Genomic DNA, 20834 nt, shown 5'->3' with positions numbered 1-20834 from the left:
CACTGCGTGTGTACCAGCAAGGCAAGTACCAAATGCGCACTTATCAAAACAGGTATGCACAAAACACATCGGCATACTTCTGCTTGCCTGACGGGCTGTTGCCTCAACAAGTATTCGGCTCTCAAGGGGCAGCTTCAGCAAGCTGCCACACGCCGGCAAAACATGCGGGCGACAAAATAAAAAAATGCCGGAAAAAAACAGCCTTGCAAGCGTAAGGACGACTGTTTCATTCCGGCACATAAAATTCAAGCAAAAACTTTAGGGGGAAAATAAAAAAAATCTTACAGAACCAGAAAAAGCCTTTATGGCAGCAAATACCGTGCAAAAGCTATCTGCAGAGCTGGTATCACGCCTTCCCTAAATAGAAATAACTCTCATTTTTTGCCGACAACAGTTTTACAACATTGTTAAGAAATACTCTAAGCCGATATCTAGACTTTTTATAGAAAATATTTCCGGCTATTTTTCATTTTCAAGATATTCCAAAATGAGCAGGGCCACGTTTGCGGCAAGGCCAGCAGAAAGCATGGTTTCGTGGGTGCCTTGCGCCCAGCGCAGCGAGATGTTTTCTTTTTTCAAAAAACGGCCCCACCCCTGATAATCATCATTCATTATTATCTGCGGGTTGCTTGCAAAATCCAGCGCGCGCACCAGCAACAGCTTGCAGTCTGAAGGGCTTGGCCGCTCATAGCGCGCAGCCGCCAGGGTATTGCCGCGATAGGTCAGCAGCAGGTTATCCATCTGCACGGCGCTGAACCCGGCAGGTAACAATCCGCTTTTCTCTCCGCATTCCACAAGGTAGCCCAGTTGCCGCTCGCGCGGCATGGCGCGCAGCTTTACGGGGTCAAAGGCCATGCCTTCCTGCAAAATGAGCTGCAACAGTTCAATGTCATCCTTGGCCGCCATCTGCTTTGCGCGGGTATTGTCGGCCACGGTATCAAGAATGATGACAGGCTCGCTGCGGTTGCCCAGTGCCGCATACCGCCGGGAGCATTCATAGGCCAGCAGACCGCCGAAACTCCAGCCGCCCCAGATGATATCGCGGCTCTCGACCTTGAGCATTTCGTCCAGATAATACTCCGACAGACTTTCAACAGTGTGCAGCTCTGTGGTAAGCGACGTGCGCCTTCGGCTGAAGCCTGCCGCTTCAACAGCGTAGACCGTATATTTTCCGCCAAGCAGGCGAGCGAGGTCGCTGTAGCAAAACACGCTGCCGCCAACAGGATGAAACAGAACAAGGTTCTTGCCGCCCTCGCAGTGTTGCAGCTGGATAACAGGGCTTTCGCGCTTTTCGGTCTTTCCGGCCAGCAGAGCCGCGAGCTGCGCGATGCTTGAATGCGTGACCAGCTCGTTCACAGCCACATGCACGCCCATTTCATTTTCGATCATGGCAATAAGCCTGATGGAAAGAATGCTGTGACCGCCCAGACTGAAGAAACCAGCGTCGGCATCGGTAATATCAACGCCCAGCAGGCGCTTCCATATCCCGGCCAGTTTTTCTTCCACCGGCCCGGCAGGCATGCGCCCACGCTGAATTTCCACCCCGCCCAGGGGTGACGGCAAAGCCTTTTTGTCTATCTTGCGATTGAGCGATAGCGGCAGTTCCATCATGGAAACAAAATAGGCGGGCACGCAGTACGGCGGCAGGTGTTGCTCAAGATACCCGCGCAGCACGGCCATATCCACATTGCCCACCACATAGGCGGCGAGGGTTTTTTCCTCCCCGGCGCGGAAGGTATCCGCCACCACGGCCACCTGACGCACGCCGGGAAAGCCCGTCACGGCCTTTTCCACCTCGCCAAGCTCCACGCGGTTGCCGCGTATCTTCACCTGCTGGTCTTCGCGCCCACGGTAAAAAACAAGGCCGTTCTGCACATAACCGTTGTCACCCGTGCGATAGCAGGGCTGGCCGTCTTTTTCCACAAACGCGCCGGGGCTGGCGTTGTTCAGGTAGCCGCGCGACACGCCATCGCCAAAAATCCACAGTTCGCCAGTAACGGAATCTGGCAGTTCCCGGCAATTTTTGTCCATCGCGCAGATGCGCACGCCTTCAAGCGGTCTGCCAATGGGATAGGCGGTAAAATCCTGATGATTACCCGCATCTATGCGAAAGGCGCTACTGTCCACCGTGCATTCCGTAGGGCCGTACACATTGAACAGCACCACACCCTCGTTGCCGGGGATGGCGTAAAATTTGCGGATCACATCGGGCCGCAGCACTTCGCCCGCCAGCAGCAGCGCCTTGAGAGGCAAGGGCTGACGCTGCTCGGCAAGCCAGTCTGTAAGCACATTGAAAAACGCGGGCGTCATGTCGCACAGGTCAAGCCCGCGCTCACGCGCGCAGGCGCAAAAAAGCGAGGGGTTCTTGCGTTCTTCGTCCGACAGCACGTGCAGGCTCTTGCCGCTGAAGACCGACACCGCCAACTGCTGCACCGAGGCGTCAAACGACAGGGGCGCAACCAGCCCCACCCTCTCGCAACCCGCCGCATAGGGGCGCAGGGCGCGCAAAATATGCATGAGGTTGCGGTGCTCTACCACCACCCCCTTGGGAGTGCCTGTTGAACCGCTGGTATACACGATATAGGCAGCCTGGGCGGGATCGCATGGAGGCAGGGCTTGCCCGCCCGCAGGCGGCAGATGCTGCGCCCCGAACCGCGAAACCGGAACCTGAGGACGACTGCCGCCATGGCGGATGGCCACATCATAGCGGAAGGACTGCGCCCCGTGCTGTTCGCCGCCATCTCCACGGCTTTGCTCATGGTTTTGCCCCAGAACGCAGGGAGAGAACGTCACTTCCACCGGCACAGGGCAGCGCGCCGCCCACTCCGTAAAAAACTGGCGGGGAACAAACAGCTCGGCAGAGGCATCAAGCCGCAGCAGGCCAGTTTGATTGCCGGTGGCAAGGGCATGGGCCTGCAAGGCAGCCCGCAGATCATCGCGGCAATCCAGATCGCGCACAGCACCCACAAAAACCAGACCTTCTGGCGTGAGCAGCTGCACGGCGTGATTCAGCACCCTGCGCAGATAATTGTAGCCGGGGAAATTTTCCACCACGCCGTTCATGACCACCACGTCAAAGGTTTGGCCTTCAAGAAAATGTATGTCCGCCGCCTCCATACGATACGGCGTCACCCTGGCGGCAGCGTCAAAACTGGCAAGGCGGCTGAGTTCATTGCGGGCCATATCCACAGCCGCATATTCCTGCGCGGCTCCGGCAAGCGCCTGCGCCACGCAGCCAGACCCGCTGCCCACATCCAGCACCTTGCGGCCAGCCGCAAACGACTTTGCACTGTGAGCCTCAGCTTTGCTAGCCAGCCCGCATTTCTCAAGCACGGCAGCAGCCATGACCGCGAGCTCACTTTGCGGGCAGGGGGCGGCGTCAAAATCGCTCTTCCAGCCCATGTCGCTGCCCGCCTGTGCCACCTGCTCCCAGTATTCCGTGCTTACAAGGCCTGTGCCTTTTTCGGCGGCATCGTCATAGTCCTGCGCATCAAGGCAGAGCACGTGCCGGATGCCAGGATTTCTGTAGTGAAAATACTCGGCCTCGCGCAGGCATGCGCTGTCGGCAATAATCAGGCTTGCAGGCCGCAGCATGGCCTCTTTGCGGCTTTGCGGCTGCTCGCGCTCCAGGGGCAGATACACTGCCCCGGCCCGCATAACGCCAAGGGCCGCAGCCAGGTACACCGCGCCGCGCGCGCACAGCACGCCCACCACGGGCTCGTGTCCATAACCCTGTGCACGGATGAAACGGGCAATGCACTCCGAAAGAACATCCAGCTCCCTGAAGCTCAGCCCAGGGCCGCCCCCGGTCAGGGCTTGGGCTTCTGGCCTTGCGTCAGCAATGCTGCGGAACAGGTGCTCAAGGCTGGCAAACTCCTGCCCTGCCTGCGTGGCACCCGCTGTTTGCGGGCCGGAGCCGAAAATACTGGCAGATTCAGGCCTTGCAGACTCTTTTGCAGGAGCAGCAAAGGAAAAATCCGATAACTTCATCATGCCGCCCCTTCAATTATGCCTTCAAGAAAATTCCCGTAATAGGCCAGCCAGTCCTGAGCGGTTTCCGCCCCAAGCTGCTGCGGATCGTACGCAAAATGCAGGGCCAGACCTTCCTCCTGTTCCCGAACCGAGCAGAACAGACCGCAACCCCCCTCTTGCGCATCGGGTGTGGGGACGCCCCCCCGCGCAAATGCAAAGCCCAAGCGCAGGCCGCTTTGCATGGCGGGCATGTCAGTATCAGCAAGGGCAGAATCCCCGTGGTCAGCATCTCCCACATCGGCCTTTTCCGTCAGCCCCTTTTGCGTGCAGGCCAGCAGTTCATCAAACTCCATATTGTCGTCAATGCTGAACCTGATGGTGCGCTCTGGCGACACTTCGACCACAAATTGCTCCTGCTGGGTCACCTTGCCCATCAGCACGGCAAACACCGCCAGCAACACAGCCTCGGCAGATGCCCCCTTGCCCGCCGCCACGGCCTCAATGCCTTGCCGCACGGCTGCCGGGGCCAAGGCCTCGCACGTTTCAAGGCTGACCGCACCGCCAGCGGCGCACGGCAGGTCAGTAGGCGTAAAGCGCAGCGGCGCATCCGCAGGCGCGGAGGTCATGAGTTCAAGCATGCGCACATAATCGCGGGCCATGCGCAGTACATCGGCCTCGCTGAACAGGCCTGCGTAGTATTCAAGGGCAATGCTTATGCTCTCGCCAATATCGCTCACAAAGATGGAAATATCCGTCTTGCTGGAGAATTTGCTGAACCGCAGGGATTCAAACAGGCCCTGCCCTTCGGCGGCAAATTCAAAGTTCATGTACGAGAGAATGATCTCCGAGAGGGGCGATCTGTCCGGCCATGCAGTCTGCCTGAGGTCGGCCAGCAGGCTGTTAAGGATGTACGCCCGGTGACGCATTCCCTCGTTGCTGACCTGCCGCGTGGTGCGCAGCAGGGCGGAAAGCGGCTGGTCGGGGTCAACGCTGAAACGCAGCGGCAGCACGGAGGCCAGCATGCCCGCCGTGTTGAGATGTTCGCCCCGCCCGTCCATCGAAACAGCGACCACAATATCCTGCGAGCCGGTGTAGGCCTGAGCAAGCAGGCTCCAGGCGCAGAGCGAAACCTGATAGTTGGTCAGCCCTTCCCTGCGGGCCAGGCCCTTGATGGCCTGTACAAGCTCCGGTGCAAGGTCAAATTCATACGTGCCGCCCCTGCCCGTATGCACCCGGGGGCGGGGATGCGATGCGGGCAGGTCCAACCGGGGCAATTCGCCCTTGTAAATATTCTGCCAGTAGGCTGCGGCTTCGGCATCGGGATGCGTGACCTGTTGCCAGGCGATATCCTTCATCTGCGCAGTCACAGGCGCAAGCTCCTGGCCATGATACAGGCGGTACAGCTCCACATTCAGCAGCGACATGGTTCTGCCGTCCCCAAGGGCGTGGTGCACATCGAGGAACAACACCTTTTCACCCGCATCGGTCACAAGCAGGCAGGCGCGAAAGCCCGTTTCGTTCCGCAGGTTAAAGGGCCGGATAACAGCATCCTTGTGCGCAAGATCGGGGATGCGCCTTTCTTCAAGGGTAAATCCCGTAAAGGGGTGAATAATCATGGCCGGACGCTCGGCCTCAAAATCGCAAAAGCTCGTGCGCAGCGCCTCGTGCCGCTCCACAAGCTGGACAAGGGCCTTTTCAAGCCGCGCCGCATCCGCATCGGGCGGCATCACAAGAAATGCTGGCAGGTTGAATCCCAGATCGCCCTCGCTGACCATATCGGCATACAGGATGGCAAGCTGCTCGTTGCCCACGGGGTACTTATCCAGAACTGGCGTTGTTTCCTTGGCTTTTTGCAGCGGCTGCGCTGGCTTGCGCGAGGCAAGGGCGCAGTCGATGATATCGCCGAGGGTGTCGCTTTCCAGCAGATCCGCCACCGCGAGGGCAAGCCCCGCCTCCTTGTCCAGCCGGTTCACAATACGCGTGGCGGCAATGGAATCGCCGCCCAGATCAAAAAAGTCGTCCTCTCTGGTCAGCGGCCTGTCATAGCCAAGACAATCGCGGATAATCTCAAGCAGAGCTGCCCCATCAATAAGGTCGGCATCGATGCGGGGATGCGCCTTCGGGGCATTGCCCTGCGCCGCTCCACCGCTGATTGACGCGCTGCCCAACATGCTGCCGGTCAACTCGCTCCCGGGCAGACCGTTAAGGGCAAAATCCGCTGCGTTTTCGTCCGTCATGCCCACAGCCACAAGTTCCTCGCCGCTGGCAAGCGCGGCCTCAAGCACAGCAAGGGCCTGCTGCGGCGCAAGCATGGTTGCGGCCTCCGGCCCGTTGCCAAGCCCCTCGCGGGCGGCCATGCCCACGCCCGACCATGTGTTCCAGTTAATGGAAAGCGCGGGCAGCCCAAGGCTACGGCGATATCGGGCAAAGGCGTTCAGATAGGCATTGGCGGCGGTGTAATCGCTCTGCCCCGGCGCACCCACAAGGGCAGTGCGCGATGAAGCCAGCACAAAGAAGGCCAGATCATCGCCAAGGGTTGCCTTGTGCAGGTTCCAGGCGCCAGCCACCTTGGGGGCCAGCACGGATTCGTATCCCTGCCTGTCGCTGGTCAGCAGATAGCCCCTGCCAGCCACGCCAGCCGTATGAATGACGCCCTGCACAGGGCCGACCTCGCGCCGGATTTTTGCAAAAACCTCTCCAACCTGCGCGGCATCCGCGACGTCGCAGCGGAAGTCGGCAAAGGGCACGCCCTCCAGCGCATGGGGCGGCAACTGGCTGCTTCTGTGCAGCAAAACCACGTGCGCGCCGTGGCGCTCATAAATCTGGCGCGCCAGCGTCTGGCCCATGCCCCCAAGACCGCCGGTAATCACCACGCAACCGTCCTTTGTGATGACAGGCGTGGCAGCAGAGGCAGGCGCTGACGGCAGCTTGACCAGCTCACGCACACGCACAGCCCCATCGCAAGCCGCCACATACGGCCCGTCAACCAAGCCGAGGCTGGCCGCAAGGGCCGCTACCGAAGCTGCGTTCTGCGCCTCAAGCTCCACATAGGCGCAGGAAATCCTGGGCTCTTCCCACGGCAGGCAGAGCAGCGGCCCCATGTATAACGCGCCCTGCGGCAAAGACTCCTGTTGCGGTTCATGAACGGAACAGCCCGGCACAAAGGCCCCGCTGCCCACAACGGTGACGCGCAGGGGGCGGCGCAGCCCGCCGCTGCAAACCTCTTGCAGCAGGGCGCAGAGCGGCCATGTGTCGTTTTGCGCGCCAGACTCAAAGGGGGGCAGCCAGAGCAGATGATCTGTGGGGCCAGCAAGAATTTCACGCGCCAGAGCGAGGATTTCATCCGCCTGCAAGGGCAAGGGACGGCGCGCGTGGGCAAGCGGCTCAAGGGCCTCACCCAGAATGCTACCCTGCCCGCCAAGCAGCATGATGTTTTGCGGCCCGACAACACAACCTTCCAGATCGGCCTTTTTCCATCCAATGGCGTACAGTTCCGGCTGCGGCTGGTCACGATGCAAAGGATGAATCTGCGGCGTATCCGGACCGGGTTTGCCAGCGGCCTGTCCCTTGCGAAGGGCCATAAAGGTCATTCCTTCAAGCTCCGCAACAATCTGGCCCGAGGTGTCCGTCACTGTGCAGTCGGCCACGATCATGCCCTGCTGACGGTCAGTGATACGCACCAGCGCAAAGGCCTGCGCTGTCAGGGGGCTGTGGAGCCGCACCATGCGGCAGCCAGCGGGCACAAAACCGTAAACGCCCCGCAGGGCAAGGCTTGCGGCAATGTCCATCATGGCCGGATGCCAGCGAAAGGTATTGAAATCCGCCCGATAGGCCTCGGGCAGGCACAGCTCTGCCAGTAGGGTATTACCGTCCTCCGCCACCCAGAGCGCCTTGCGGCACTGCCAGCGCCCGCTGACCATGAGCGGCGAACCTTCCGGCGTATCTTGCTGCGCAATTTCGCGCAGGCTTTCGCGCAAAGTGGGCAGATTCAACGCCGCAGGGCGGGCAATCCCGCCGCGCACAAGGCCGCTGGCGGCCACGCTCCATGCGCCGGTGGCCTGTCCTTTAGTAGAAGCCTCGCCAGTCTTGTGGACGGCAGGCTCAAAGTGGTGCAGTTCCACGGCAAGGGCATCGCCCTGCTCCTGCGTCAGCAGCACGGCGCGGCAGCCGGGGCCGCAAGTTACGGGCTTGCGCCAGCGCAGGTCGTGCAGGCTCAGAGGGGCGGCTCCGCCAATCCATCCCAGACAATCCAGCAGGCTCATGCCCACCAGCAAGGGAGTACCTTCAAGCCTGTGCTCCGCCGCAGGCCAGAAATCCGGCCTGTCCACGGCAAGGGCAAAGGCCTTTCCGGCAGGAGTCATGACAGGCTCGGAAAGAAAGTGCGCGGCAAAACGCGGCCACAGCGTAGCGGCTGCGAGGGGGGCTGCGGGCAGATGCACCCTGTAGACGGGCTTTTCTGCGGGCCACGCAATACTTGCCCCGGCAAGATAGGCGCTGGCGGCTGCCTGCGCCGCTTCCCGCGAGGCAAAGAATGCGACGGGGAGCGGATTTTCCATGCTGTCCCGGCTGTCATGGCGTGCCGCATTGCCCACGGCAACGCCCGTAACCCCTGCGCCCAGCTGTTCAAGCAGTTCCTGCCGGGAACGCGCCACACAGGCCGCGCGCACAGGCAGGGCATCCCGCCCGGTCATGAGGGTGGCGGCAACAGCATGCAGGGGCCAGGCCTCGTTGCGCGCCACGGCCGCCGCGACCGCCCGGGCGTAGCCCTGCAACAATGTTTCGTCCGGGGCGGAAAACACCACGCACTGCCAGTGCCCATCGTCCTGCGGCAAGGGCCCCGCCTGATGCTCCGCCACAATCACATGGGTGTTCACGCCGCTGAGGCCAAAGGAACTGACGCCGCAGCGCCAGGGCCGCTCCTGCGGGGGCAGCGGCTCAAGCATTTGCGCCACGCGCACGGGCGCGGCCTCAAAATCAATATGGGGATTGGGCCTCTCAAAATGCGGCTGCGGCGGCACAAGCCCGTTTTCAAGACAGAGCACGGCCTTGGCAAGGCCGGCAGCGCCAGCGGCGGCATCCAGATGCCCCAGATTGCCCTTGACCGAACCGATTAGCGCCTTTTGCCCCCGCCGCGCGCCCTGCCGGGCAAAGGCCCTGCGCAGGCCTTCGATTTCCACGGGGTCGCCCAGAACCGTCGCCGTGCCGTGGGCCTCAAAAAACTGTATGTCTGCCAGCGAGACGCCCGCATTCCGTGCAGCGCGGTCAATGACCTCGGCCTGCGCCTCGGGATTAGGGGCGGCCATGCTGGAGGACTTGCCGTCCTGATTGACGGCGCTGCCGGGGATCACCGCATGTATGGCGTCGTGATCGCGCAGTGCGGCATCCAGCGGCTTGAGCAAAAATACAGCCGCCCCTTCGCCCGCGCCAACGCCTTCGGCCCCGGCGTCAAAGGTTCTTGTACGGCCAGAGACAGACTCGATGGCAAAGGCCGCATCGGCCTTTACAGGCAGATCAATAACATGCGCGCCGCCCACAAGGGCCACGGCGCACTCGCCCTCGTGCAGGCTGCGGCAGGCCTGATGCAGGGCCGCCAGCACAGACGAGCAGGCCGTATCAACGCTGGCCGCAGGGCCGTGCCAGTTTTTCATATAGCTCAGGCGGGCCAGCACATTGGAAGGCACATTGAGCAGGTAGGTCTGCTCCGCCTGATCGGGAAAGGCCCGCGTTACGGCAGTCTGGAACAGGCGCACAGGGCTTGCCCCCACAAAAACGCCCACATCGGCGTTTTCCAGGGCGCTGCCGCCGTAGCCCGCATCGTCCAGAGCCCGCAGGGCTGTTTCAAGAAACACACGCTGGGCCGGGTCAAGCAGGCTGGCATCGTTGGGCGAAAGCCCGAACCGCCGGTAATCAAATGATGAAATATCCGAAAGATAGGCCGCCTCGCGCAGGCGGGCATCATCAAAGGCAAGGCCCACGGCATCAAATATCTGCCGCGTTTCACCGCGCCGTTTTCCGGGCATGGGAATATTCATGTCCGCGCCTCTGGCAAGATCGCGCCAGAAGCTCTGCACATCGGCATAGTCGCCAAGGCGCACGGCCATACCGATAATGGCTATGGGCGCTGTGGTTGCGCGGCAGGCTGCAACCGTGCTGCCAACCTGCTGCGTCCGCGCAATAAAGGCTGCCTGTGCGCGGATGGTGCTTTCTGAAAAAAGCCCCGCCAACGTGAATACTCCCGGCCACTGCTTGTCCAGCAGGGTGTGCAGCCGCACCAGCAGGAGCGAATTGCCGCCCGCGTCAAAAAATCCCAGATCAGGCCCGGCCTGCACCTCTGGCATGACCTGCCGCCACACTTCGCGCACGGCCTCGATCAGTGCGGGAGACATGCCGGGTTCCAGACCAGACTGAGGGCCAGCTTGCCCGTCAGACTGCAATACAATCGGGCCATGCGCACCGGGGACGGCACCCTTTTCTCCACCCGCCAGCAGAGGCTGGCCCTGCAACCGCTTGCGGTCGGCCTTGCCCGAAGGACTCAGCGGGATATCTTGCACCACAAAAAAGCGCGCCGGACACATGTAGTTGGGCAGCAGGGCCGCAAGCTCCGCGCGGATGCCCGCCAGATCAAGTCGTGCGCCGCCCTGCGGCAGCAAAAAGGCCTCAAGCGCCGCGTATTCGCCAATGCGCCCCATCCGCACCACTGCCTGCGACACGCCCCGGCAACGCCCAAGCGCCGCCTCGACCTCGCCAAGCTCAATGCGGTAACCGCGAATTTTCACCTGATCATCGTTGCGCCCGAGGTATTCAATGCCGCCATCAGCCAGCCAGCGCCCCAGATCGCCCGTGCGGTACATGCGGCTGCCGGGGGCAAAAGGATCATCCATAAAACGCTGGGCCGTGAGTTCGGGCCTGTTCAGATAACCTCTGGCAACCTGTATGCCCGAGATATAAATTTCACCCGTTACGCCCAGCGGCACCGGGTGCTTGCAGGCATCCAGCACGTACAGCCGGGTATTGCTGACCGGGCGGCCAATGGGCACCGCATGGGGCGGCGTATGCAGGCAGGGCTGCCACGACACGTCCACGGTGGCCTCGGTGGGGCCGTAGAGATTGTGCAGTTCCACCTGCAACTGCTCCGCATGCGTCAGGGCATTCCACCGCGCCACAAGTTCTCGGGGCAATGCCTCGCCGCTGGTGAACACATAGCGTAATGACCGCAGCCTGCGCACATCGCCGGGGTGCGCCTCCAGATGATCCAGAAAAGCCCGCAGCATGGACGGCACAAAGTGCAGCACCGTGACCCGGCGGGCCTCTATGGCCTGTACAATGAGAGCAGGATTTTTCTCCGCATTCGGTTCCAGCAGGGCAATGCCCGCGCCCTGCCACGACCACCAGAACAGTTCCCACACCGACACGTCAAAGGTGATAGTGGTTTTTTGCAACACCACATCGCCCTGCCCAATGGGAAAGCGCGGCTGCATCCACAACAGACGGTTGGCAACGCTGGCGTGTTCGATAGGCACGCCCTTGGGCTGCCCGGTGGAACCGGAAGTAAAGATCACGTAGGCCGGGGAATCCGGCGGCAGCGGTTCCGCTTCATAATGAGGAACACCGCCGGGCACCTGCGCGCCAGCGGTCAGCGCCTCAAAATCAGGCGAGAGTACGCGCTGCCCGTACTGCCCATTCTGGCAGAAGGCTTCCACAAAGCGCGCCTCGCACAGCACCGCGCACTGCCCGAGGTCTTCAAACACAGACCGCATGCGCTCGGCGGGCAAGGTGGCGGCAAGCGGTACATAGACGGCCCCAAGCCGCAACACGGCAAAAATGCAGGCCATCATTGCGGGCGAGCGGTCAAAGCACACGCACACATACTGACCGCGCTCCACGCCATGCCCTTGCAGCCACGCGCACACGGCATCGACCTGCGCGTTGAACTGCGCGTAGGAAACAGCCGTACCTGCGGCGTCCAGCACTGCCGGGGCATGGGGGGTGCGGGCAGCCTGAGCGCGAAAACGGCTGTCCATGTCGGCGGCGATATCCAGCGGTTCTGCCGTATCGTTAAAGCTGGCGAGTTCTGCACGCTCCTGCGCTGGCAGGATATCCAGTTCGGCCAGGGGTTTTGCATCGTCAGTCAGCGCGGCGTCCGCAAGGGTCAGCAGGCGCTCGGTCATGCGGCGGACTGTCTGCGGGCTGAAAAGCTCGGTGCAGTATTCCACATCCACCGTATAACCGCCGTCCGCCCGCTCCTTGAAGTAAAAACTCAGGTCAAACTTGCTGCACTGGTGCGGCAGGGGCAGAGGTTCCATGCACAGGGGCGCGCGGCCAAAATTGTTCCAGCTTGCGTCTTCCAGCGCGGCAAATACGTCAAACACGGGATTGCGCGCGGCATTTCTCTCCACCCCCACGGCTTCGATAACTTTTTCAAAGGGGCAGTTCTGCGCGGACAATGATTTTCTGAAGGCGGCATCCACCGTGCCTGCCAGCTCGGCAAAGCCGCCTTGCGCGTTCATGCGCGCCCGCACTGCGAGGGTGTTGACAAAGAGGCCCACAACTCCCTGAACCTGCTCATGCTCCCTGTTTGCCGCAGGGCAGCCCACAATAATGTCGTCCTGCCCGGTATGGCGGAGCAAAAAGGCATCCACCAGCGCAAGCAGCACGGGAAATACCGTTACCCCGGCCCGCAAGGCCCAGTCTTTGAGGGCGTGACTGCGCTCAAGGCCCATATCAAAACTCTGCACGGCCCCTTCAAAACGCTGCACCGCCGGGCGGGGGTAATCCAGCGGCAGGCGCAGACGCTCCGGCAAGGGAGCGAGGTCGCTGCATATCTGCTCAAGCCCTTCCGCCTCCCGCTGCGATTCCCACAGGGCGTAGCTTGCAAAATCCAGCTCCAGGGGCCGCCACTGCGGCACGCTGCCTTGCAGCACAGCGCCGTAGGCTTCGTTGAGTTCGCGGGTGATAACTTCCGCCGACCAGCCGTCAAAAATGATGTGATGGAAGCAGAACAACAACGCATGGCTGCCGTCCTCCTGCCGGAACAGGGCCACGCGCACCAAGGGCCTTTCCGGCCCCAGAGGCAGGCTCATGCCCAGATAGGCGGCATCGGTAAGGGGAGTGTCGTAGCATTCAAGCCGCAGGCCGCCAGCAGGGGCAAGTCTTTGCTCCGGCGCATCCAGCGCCACGCGCAGGCGCAGGGCGTCGTGCCTTTCCTCAAGCAGGGTAAGAGCCTTTTGCAGGGCCACGGCATCCACGAGGCCGCGCAACCGGGCCGCAAAGGGAATCACATAAACCTGACCACCCTCATGCAGCTTTTGCAGAAACCAGATGCGCTGCTGGGCTGGCGACAGGGGGTAGGCTGCAAGCCCTTCCACTCGCGGAATAACAGCATCCGGCTTTGCCAGACTGCCAATGCGGGCGGCAAGGGCGCGCGGGCTGGGATAGCCCATCACATCCTCGATGCCCACAGCCACAGAGAGGCTCTTGCTCAACTGCGAGAGCAAACTCATGGCTATCAGGCTGTGACCGCCAAGCTGGAAAAAATCCGCATCCACAGAATCCACAGGGCAACCAAGCACGGCGGCATAGGCAGCGCGCACGGTTTCCGCCAGTGCCGCCACATCCGGCCCCTGCGGGGCCTGGGCTTGCACGGCTGCGGCGGCAGCGTTATCGGGCGCATTTTCTGCCCCGCACCGCTCTGCTCCGTCCTGCTCTCCGACGGGCCTTTCTGCGCCCGCCCCAGCATTGTTCGCCGCTTCTTCCAGCGCAAGGCAGGTACGCCTGGCCCCTGAGGCCGCTGCCGCAAGCACGGCATGCAGCCCATTGCGCAGGCCAAGCGCCCTCTCTTCGGGCAAGCGCTCGGGATCATATAAAAAGCGAAAACGCAAATTCACGCCGGGAATAACCGAAATGCCCAGGGCGTAAGGCAGCTTTTCAAAACCGCGCATGTCGCACAGTTCAACACGGTTGTGATCAAAACACGTATCGACAGGATAATTTTCAAAGACCATCAGGTGGTCGAGCAGATTTCTGCCCATTGTCGCCAGGGGCACATAGCCATAGCGCATCTGTTGCAGATTCTGCTCCTTCACATGGGCCAGCAGCGCACCGAGGGAGTCGCTGGCTGTCCAGCGCGCCCGCAGCGGCAAGGTCTGGATGAACAGCCCCACGGCGGACTCAATGCCCGCCAGCTCCGCCGGACGACCGGAAGTGACCACGCCAAAGACCACATCGCGGCAGCCATTGTTGACATTGCCGAGCACAATGGCCCACAGGGCCTGAACAAGGGCGGAGAGCGTCACCGCCTCTGTTTTTGCCAGTTCTTGCAGGCTGGCGCTTCGGGCGGCGTCCAGTTCCAGTTCCACTGTCTGCGGTTCGCCAAATTCCCCGGAGGCGGCAGCGCGGGGAGCCGGTTGGGCCAGCTCAACCCCGGTCGGCCCGCTGAAATCCTGCAACAATCCGGCCCAGTATGCCCGCGCCGCACGTTCATCAAACTGCGCGCGCCAGCGGGAATAGGCCTCCAGCGGGAAAGGCTCCGGCAAACGGCTGTTTTCTGGCCCGCCCTTGGCCCCGGCCAGGGCAAAAAGCTCCCGCAGCAGCACACCCATGCACCAGCCGTCCATAAGCAGATGGTGGAAGCACCAGCTCATGACCACGCGGTCTGCACCCCGGCGGAAAAACCGCGCCCGCAGCAGAGGGCCGCGCTGCACGTCAAAGCCGCGCTGCCGTTCCGCGCGCAGCAGGGCCTGTGCTTCTGCCTCGGCCTCAGCTTCCGGCAAGTGGGAGAAGTCGTGGAACTCAAGGCTGGTGCGGCCCTTGCGCAACACCACGCGGTAAAATTCGCCCTCCACCGGCATGGGAAAGAGGGAACGCAGGCTTTCGTGCCGCGCGGTGAGCGCTTCCCACGCGCACATGAGCGCAAAAATATCCACCGGGCCGCGAAAATGAAATTCCACCTGCTGGGTGTAAACCCCTGATTGCGCAAGCAGAGACTGATATAGCAAGGGCGCATGGCCGGCATCCGGCTGCGCGGTGCGCTCCACATCGTCCGCATGGCAGCCGCAGGCGGCAAAAATGGCATCCAGGGTCTGCTGCGGCAGATAGGCGGGCAGGGTTTTCAGGGCGGCAAGCCAGCTCTGGAGCAAGCCGAAAACCCAATCCTGCGGCAGACACTGCGGGCTGAACCACGCCCCGAGGTGCAGGATGCCCTGTTGGTCAAAAAAGACCGAAAGTTCCAGCGGGGCGTCCGCCTCCATGTCGGTGTGGACAAGCTCGGGAACAAGCCCCGGCGCCAGAGCCGAAATCATCAGGGAGGCCTCTTCGTCTGGCAGGCCCGTCACGCGCCCCAGATAGTTAAAGGCAATCTGCGCCGCATAGCCAAATTCAGCAGGGTTTTCCTGCCGCAGGTACCCATAGGCATTGCAGTTTTCAGGGCTGAAATGCTGGGCCAGCCACGGGCCAAGGGCTTCGCGGGCCTGCGCGCAGTTCAGGGCTGGCTCAAGAGGCATGGGGCAAACTGCCGTAAACCAGCCAAGGCTGCGGCTGGCGTCAAATCCGGGCAAAAGTTCATCGCGCCCGTGGCTTTCAAGCGTTACGCGCACCGCCTCCTTCTGCCCTTGGGCGTGCAGGGCGCAGGCAAGCGCGGCTAGCAGATCGGCCTTGGCATCGGTGCTGTATTCCAGCCGAAAGCCCTCAAGCTGCGCGGACAGACGGGCGCGGCTGACGGCCCTGTCCCGGCCCCTACCTTGCGGCAAAAGGGCGCGCAAGGGTTCGCATGGTTCTGCGCAGGCAGCCCGCCACAAAACGCGCTGTTCCGCAGACGGGAATGCCCCGGCAGCGCGCAGCCGCTCAACCTCGCGGGCGCGCAAGGCAAGGCCGTGCACTTCATGCGGGGCAATACCGGTGCGGCAGTAATGGAGCAAGCCCTGCCGCAGGGTTTCAAGCGAGAGCGCGTCCAGCGCAAGGTGATGCCCCACCAGCAGCAAGAAGCGCCTCTCGCCCTGCCGGGCCAGCATGGCCCCCAGAGTTTTGCCGCATGCCGCATCAAGGCCCGCCGTGATCTCCGCTACAGCTTCGCGCAGCAGGCTTGTCTGCTCCACAGCATCGGCGAAATCGCGGCAGTGCAGGGCTATTTTTTGCGGTTCGGCCAGCAGCACGGCATGATCCGGCACAAAGGCCATGCGCAGGGATTCGTGATATTCCGGCAGGGTTTGCAGCCATGCTTCAATGGTTGCCGTTGGCACGTCCGCGCGAATTTCCAGTGGCAGCAGCATGAAAAACTGCTGCCAGTGGCTGGGATGCGCACCCAGGAAATAGCGGGCAAAAGGCAGCAGGGGAACCTGCTCGCCAGGGACAACAGGCGTGTAATCCATTGCCTGCGGCGCACAAGGGCCGCTGACGGCGCTTTCCAGCAGGGTGCAGAGATCGCCAAAACGGGGCTTGCGCAAAAAATCCGGCGCGCTCAAGGCGGTTATGCCGCTGCGGCGCAGAATGCCCGTTATCTGGATAGCCTTGATGGAATCGCCGCCATCGCGGAAAAAGTCGCTTTCTTCCTGCACGGAGCTGGCGGGGTGCAGGATCTCGCGCCATGCATCGGCCAGTACCTGCCGGGGATTGCGGCGGGCAAGGCCTTCGCAGGCGCGGCGCATGCTCTGCGCCAGATCATCCAGCAGGGCCGGGGCATCGGCAATGCAACCCGCGTCATACTCCAGCACAATGCGCGATGCCGTGCCCGTTACAAGGGTGAAACTGGCTGTGAGCTTGCTGGCCCGCAATTCCAGCTCCAGCCTGTTCAGTTCAAGCCCCGGAACTCCCACTGGTTCAAAATGCGCATGCGTTGCCAAAAATTCGGGCACAATATTCGTTGCGCAGTAACGGCTGTGTTCAATGGCCTGCCGCATCTGCCGGACGGCATCGGCCACGGCGGCGCTGTCTTCAAGGCCGTCAAGGCGCACACGCAGGGGGACGGTGTTGACGTAGAACCCGGCAGCGCAAAATTCGTCCTGCGTTTCGCGCAGGCCCATGGGCACACCCAGCAACAGCTCCTTTCTTTCAAAACGGCGGCAGAGCGCGCGCCCCGCCAAGGCCACAAAGCACGCCAGCACGCTCGCGCCAGAATTTTTTGCCAGAATTTCAAATCCCTGCGCGGTTTCCGCATCAAGATCAACGCCGATCATGGCGCCCTTGCGACTGGCGGCCCCTGCGGCCTGATTCACCGTGGGTACTGGCGGCGTAAGCACCGCCTGCCAGTAGGCCGCATCATCGGCGCAGGCTGGCGATGCCGCATAGGCGGCCTGCCTGCGGCAAAAAGCCTCCTGCACAGCCAGCAGGCCGCGCACGGGCGGCTCGCCGCGCAAATAACGCAAGGCATTTTGCAGCAGGATTTCAAGGGTTTCGCCATCACCCGCCACATGGTGCACCAGCACCAGCACCTGAACGCATTGCGGCAAAACTGCGGCCACAAGGCGCACGGGAGGCTCCACACGCAGATCAAAAGGCGTGTGGATCTGCTGGTCAAAAAATACCGCTGCTTCGCGCGCATCGGCAATGGCCACGCTGCACAGGTAGACCTCGCCCTTGCCCCGCGCAAAATGGGGATTGTCTATATCGCCCGCCACTGTGCAGTGAAAAAGCTCCTGCGCGTTGGCGGCCCTGCGCAGACCTTCCAAAAAATCCGCAGTTCTGTCGCCCCGCAGTTCGAGCAGAAGGGGCATGTTGTAGTCGATGGAGCCTTCGTTAACCTGCTGGTACGCCCAGATGCGGAACTGCCCGGTGCTGAGCGGCGCGCTTTCAATGCCCGCAAGGGCCGACTCCGCACGAACGCCGCCAAGCAGGGCTTCCACATCAAACAGCGTTTCGCAGCTGACAAAACTGCGGAAGGAAATATCAACGTCGAAGGTCTTGCGGATGGCATGCAGCAACGACATGGCGTTAAGGCTGTTGCCGCCCTGGGCAAAAAAGCTCTTTTCGGGATCATAGGCCCGGCCAAGTACGCGCTCAAAAATCTCCAGAAGCCCCGCATGGGGCTTACGGTCACTGCCGCCCTGAGCATCGCCCCGCCGTGCAAGGCTTTGCAGCGCCTTGCGGTCTATCTTGCCTGTGGGGGCAAGGGGCATGGCTTCCAGCACATGCCAGGCCGAGGGCACCATGTAGGGGGGCAGGTTTGTTCTGCTCCACGAAACCACCGATTCTATGGATGCGCCGGGCCGCAGCACAAAAAAAGCCGCAAGGCTGGCCTGACCGCCCGCATCCTTGACGGCCTGCACCGCCGCCTGACTGACGCTTTCGCAGCTTTCAAGCAGGCAGGCCACTTCGGCCAGCTCCACCCGGTTGCCACGGATCTTCACCTGATCGTCAGCGCGGCCCAGCAGAAGGATTTCGCCCCTGTCCGACCACAAGGCCAGATCGCCGGACGCGTAAAAACGGGCGTTTCCTTCCTGCGGCATGTGGATAAAACGTTGCTCCGTCATTTCAGGCTTGTTGTGGTAGCCGATGGCAAGGCTTGCCCCGCCTATCCACAGCTCGCCCGCCATGCCTGCGGGCAACTCGCGCCCCTCGGCAGTGCGGATGGAAAGCGTCACGTTGGGGATGGGCCTGCCCACGCCGATGGGTTGCGGCTCAAAGGGCGAAACTTCCTTCATAGTCGCGCAGACGCAGGTTTCCGTTGGGCCATAAGCGTTGAAATAACGCAGGCCCTTGGCATAGTGCAGGGCATCGCCCACCACCGGCGGCTCGCCCGCCGTTATGAGTACACGCAATCCGGGGAACGGCTCTCCCTCAAAAAGATTGAGGTACGAGGGCGGGAGGGTGACAACGGTGATGTCGTTATCAATCATGTACTGCCGCAGCGTCCAGGGCGCGTTGCGGCACTGGTCGCTCACCGGGTACAGGGCGGCCCCAGCCAGCAGAGCCATGAACATTTCCGACAGCGAGGCGTCAAAAATGGGCGGCGCAAACTGCAACACATGATCATCGGCCTGCACGCCAAAAAGCTCGACCTGCCCCTGAATCATGTTGGCAAAGCCGCCGTGCGGAGCCAGCACGCCCTTGGGCTTGCCCGTGGAGCCGGAGGTATAGATCAGGTAGGCTCCATCCCCGGCCAGAGGTGCTTGCGGCAAGGGACTTATGGGGGCTTGGCGGTAGGCAAGATCGGCAAGATCAAGCGTGATGTCTGCCCCGGCGTCTTCCACAATATAGGCCATGCGGTCGGGTGCGGCCTTGGGATCTATGGGCAGATAGACCGCGCCAAGCCGCTGTATGCCCAGCACAACTTCGGGCAAATTGGCTGTGCGCTGCGCCGCCACAGCCACAATGCCGCCCCGCCCAACGCCCTGCCCGGCCAGCCACGAGGCGCAGCGCAAAGAATTTTCGCGCACCTGCGCGTACGAAAGGGCGTTGCCCCATTCGTCCCTGACGGCAACGCGCCCGGCAAAGGCATCCGCCGCCGCGTCAAACAGTTCGGGCAGGGAACGGATATCGTACTTTCTGGCAGGGCCGCTGCGCCACTGCGCAAGCTCCCGCTTTTCTTCATCCAGCAGGTAGTCAAGCTGCGGCGGCTCAATGCCAGCGGCAAGCTGGGCCACGACGCTCTCAACGCGGGCGACAAAACGCTCCACATCCCTGTTGCTCAGATGGTTGCGGCTGTTGCGCACCGTGAGCGAAAAGCAGCCCGAGCGCAGCTCCTGCATGACCAGGGTACCGAAAAGGATAGGCTCCTTGGCGCTGTGCCGCTGCTCCGCCTCGACAATCGGGAATTCTGGCGTGCCGGGAGGTGTATTGGGCAGAAAATTGACAAAGGTATCTGCCAGAAAGGCAAAATTTTTGCCTTCAAGCTGGCGGGCAGCCAGTTGGTAAGGCGTGCGCACATGACGGTAAAATGAGCCGTTCTGTGCGCTGACGGCCTCCAGCAACCCTGCAAAGGTATCGTGCGCGGCCACGTTTACCAGCAGGGGCGGCAGCGACATCATGGCCCCCTGCCGCCGGTACAGTACCTTGCGCTCCCCATAGGCCACGGGGGCAAGAGCCACAATGTCCTTTTCTCCGCTCATGAACGACACGATGAGTGCGTAGATGCCCGTAAAAAACACCGCGGGGCTGACCTTGTGGGCGGCGATGAGCGCGGACGTTTCGCGCGAGGCTTTTTCTGACAGCACAAACTTCTGGTGGCGGCTCTCGCCAAGCACATCGGGCCGCCCCGGCAGGGCGCGCAGCAGGCGTTTTTCTGGCAGGCGGGAGAGGTGTTCCTGCCAAAAGGCCATGTCTTTCTGAAAACGCGGCGAGGCGCAGTGCGCCTGATCTTCAAGGTAGGCTTCTTCGCAGGAGCACGGCTCGCCAAGGTCTGGCGTTTCTCCGCGCGCGAGGGCTGTGTAAACGTCCGCAATAACAGCTATGTGAAAAAAGAACGCCAGCCCGTCAAGCACCACGTGCGAGCACTTCATGGCAACGATGCAGCTTGCCTCGCCAGTGATGACAAGGGCGTAGCGCATAAGGGGATTTTCGACCGGCTCTTCAAAAAACTCGTCGATCATGCGGTCGGCAGCGGCGGCGGGGTCCGTTTGCGCAGCAACGTCCAGAACCCTGAAATCAGGCTCCTGCGGCTCACCCACAAGAAAGTACGGCTCGGCTTCATCCTGGCACAGAGAGGCGGCGGGCAGAGGCGTGAAATGCAGGGTACGCTTGATGGCCTGGCGCAACAGATCGGGATCGAGCAGGGTGCCAATGTGATAACAGCCCCGGATGGAGGTTTCGGCATAGTCGGACAACGCCGCTTTTGCCGAGAGCCACAGTTCTTTTTGACAACCGGTTAAAGGCACAATCTTTGCCATTCCGTCCCCCACTGCGGCTTTAATGCGCTTAGTGCAACATGGTGGGCA

At 61.9% G+C, this 20834-nt stretch carries 2 protein-coding genes; both read right to left on the bottom strand.

Annotated elements, in window-relative coordinates:
- Positions 1–459: 459 nt before the first annotated feature.
- The gene (locus G449_RS0105750; protein ID WP_081640478.1) at positions 460–3993 is read right to left on the bottom strand and encodes an alpha/beta fold hydrolase; all 3534 of its coding nucleotides are present in this window, start codon (positions 3991–3993) and stop codon (positions 460–462) included.
- Positions 3990–20786 (bottom strand): non-ribosomal peptide synthetase, encoded by a 16797-nt coding sequence (locus G449_RS16170; protein WP_022658360.1) that lies wholly within the window; start codon positions 20784–20786, stop codon positions 3990–3992. Before G449_RS16170 ends, G449_RS0105750 begins: the two co-directional genes overlap by 4 nt.
- Between the last annotated feature and the right edge of the window lie 48 nt (positions 20787–20834).

This window comes from Desulfovibrio desulfuricans DSM 642 (assembly GCF_000420465.1).
Lineage (GTDB): Bacteria > Desulfobacterota > Desulfovibrionia > Desulfovibrionales > Desulfovibrionaceae > Desulfovibrio > Desulfovibrio desulfuricans.
This window is presented reverse-complemented; position numbering and strand designations above follow the sequence as displayed.

Excerpts from the sequence above, each read along its gene's own strand:
- G449_RS0105750 (WP_081640478.1), bottom strand. The coding sequence starts at position 3,993 with ATGATGAAGTTATCGGATTTTTCCTTTGCTGCTCCTGCAAAAGAGTCT.
- G449_RS16170 (WP_022658360.1), bottom strand. The coding sequence starts at position 20,786 with ATGGCAAAGATTGTGCCTTTAACCGGTTGTCAAAAAGAACTGTGGCTC.